The organism is Draconibacterium sp., from assembly GCF_041583095.1.
Taxonomy (GTDB): Bacteria; Bacteroidota; Bacteroidia; order Bacteroidales; family Prolixibacteraceae; genus Draconibacterium.
The window spans coordinates 1-2481 of sequence record NZ_JBFHGM010000429.1; the positions used below are offsets into that span (position 1 = coordinate 1).

A 2481-nucleotide genomic window follows, 5' to 3' on the forward strand; every position below is an offset into this window, starting at 1 on the left:
GTCCGGCGAAGAAAGCAGATCGAAGCCAGATGGTTCTCCCGGACGAAACTCAAACGGCAATACACATAAAATGATGGGGACTTTCACAAAAAAAGCAGACCCGAAATGAGCCTGCTTTTTCAAAATATCTGGTATTTGTCTTTTTATACTTTAGGCAACTCCCATGGTGCGCGGTAGGTTGGCACCAATAGTTCGTTAGCTGCATCGTTACCAATAAATTTGCTGTTATCGGCATCCCAGTACAGGCGTTGACCGGTTTTTAAGGCCAGGTTACCCAGGTGAGCCACACGAGCGGTATTGGCAGCAATACCAACATTACAATTTGTATTCTGATCGCCATCTTTAATACAATCGATAAAGTTAGCCATGTGGTTGTTCAATCCCTGTCCATCGCCTTTTTTCAATTCTACGCGATCCATTTTGGGGTTTCTTCCACCTTCTGGAATAACTTCCCATCCGTTACGGTCGACCACCAAAGTTCCGTTGTTACCAACAAAACCTACACCGTGGCTACGGCCGTAGTAACCACCGTCGATTCCCAGGCCATGATCCCAAAGTAATGTATAGTCGTCGAATTCGTATAAAGCCTGCATACTGTCAGGAGTTTCGCAAGCATCCTCAGGATAGGCGAATTTGCCACCCATTGCCATAACCGATTTAGGTGCTTTGGCTTTCATTCCAAATAAACCGTAGTCGATAATGTGTACTCCCCAGTCGGTCATTAATCCACCAGCATAATCCCAGAACCAGCGGAAATTAAAGTGAAAACGGTTCGGGTTAAACGGACGTGCTTTTGCCGGTCCTAACCACATATCGTAATCAACACCTTCAGGAACAGGCCCGTCGGGCATTACCGGAATCGATTTCATCCAACCCTGGTACGACCAGCAACGTACGGTACGAATTTTACCCAGCGCGCCGGTATATACAAAATCAACCGCTTCTTTCCAGTGCTTATCGCTACGCTGCCACTGCCCTACCTGGGCAATTGTTCCGTAACGTTTCCACGCACGTTCCATGATGTTGATTTCTTCGATGTAGTTTGCCAATGGTTTTTCACAGTAAATATGTTTTCCTTCCTGCGCGGCATAAACAAACGGCAAACAGTGCCAATGGTCGGGTGTACCAATAATGATCACATCAATACCGGGTTCTTCCAGTAATTTTCTGAAATCCTTAAATCCTTTTGGTTTTGTTCCCTGAATCTTTTCAACGTCGGCAATTCGCTGATTCAAAACGTTTTCATCAACATCGCAAATAGCGCCACACTCGGTATTTTTTTGCTTTAAAAAGGCTTGCAAATCACTAAATCCCATTCCTTTTGCCCCAATCAAAGCACAAACCAGTTTATCGTTTGCTCCCGAGCACGATTCCATCGCTAAAGGCATTCCTGACGCAATCCCTACGCCAGCTGTTGCCATTGCCGATGTTTTGATAAAGTCTCTTCTATTAGTCATTTTATTTTTAGTTGGTATTAGAAAATAAATCTTAATTCATTTGTAATTCGTTCAGGAAGACCTTCCATCGCGTAACCGACCCCAAATTTGTAGAATAATTTTAAGTTATCCATTTTTAATGCCGTTTTTTTTTAACAGTCATCGCTCACTTAGTAAGGTATTTTACAACAGATTTTATAGTCCGGATTATAAATTCACTCTCCTGCTATTCAAACACTAGCTTAATATAGGCTTATTTTTTTCGTAATAGTTCGAAAAAAAGAAAGCCGGAAACAATATGCTCCCGGCCTTACACGTCTTCTTTTTATTCTTTTTGCATGGCATCGTCAAATGCTACATCCGATGGCGCAAAATCAATCTTTTTAACAAACTCACAGGCTTCTGCAGCCCCGGCTTCACGGTTCATCCCGCTGTCTTCCCATTCTACGGAGAGCGGCCCGTTATAACCGATATCATTCAGCGCCCGGATAATGTTCTCGAACTGAATTTTACCCCTTCCCAAACTGCGGAAATTCCAGTAACGACGGTTATCGCCAAATTCCATGTGGCCTCCAAAAACACCAACTCCGGTTGGCACATCGCTCCAGTAAACATCTTTCATGTGCACATGAAAAATCCGATCGGCAAACTCGTAGATAAAACGCACATAATCCACATGCTGATAGCCGAAATGGCTGGGATCGTAGTTAAATCCGAATGCCGGATGATAATCCAACGCTTTTAGTGCCAGGTGTGCAGTGTGAATATCAAAAGCTATTTCGGTAGGATGTGCTTCTAATGCAAATTTTACTCCAAGGCTTTGGTATTCGTCAAGAATCGGTTTCCAGCGCCGTGCAAAATCGGCATAACCTTCTTCAATCATTTCAGGCGATACGGGTGGAAACGAATACAACATGTGCCAAATCGGGCTTCCGGTAAATCCAGCCACGGTATCCACTCCCAGTCGCTTGGCCACTTCGGCCGTTTTTACCATTTCTTCGGCTGCACGCTGACGCACACCTTCCGGATCGCCATCGCCCCAAAC

General features: G+C 44.4%; 2 protein-coding genes. Both read right to left on the minus strand.

Features of this window, described 5'->3' with window-relative positions:
- Window positions 1–143: 143 nt before the first annotated feature.
- Entirely contained in the window at window positions 144–1457 is a 1314-nt protein-coding gene (locus ABZB17_RS22195) for a Gfo/Idh/MocA family oxidoreductase (RefSeq protein WP_045025769.1), read from the minus strand.
- A 304-nt stretch (window positions 1458–1761) separates the two neighbouring features.
- Window positions 1762–2481: sugar phosphate isomerase/epimerase family protein (locus tag ABZB17_RS22200; RefSeq protein ID WP_372653808.1), on the minus strand; the 720-nt coding region annotated here is incomplete at its 5' end.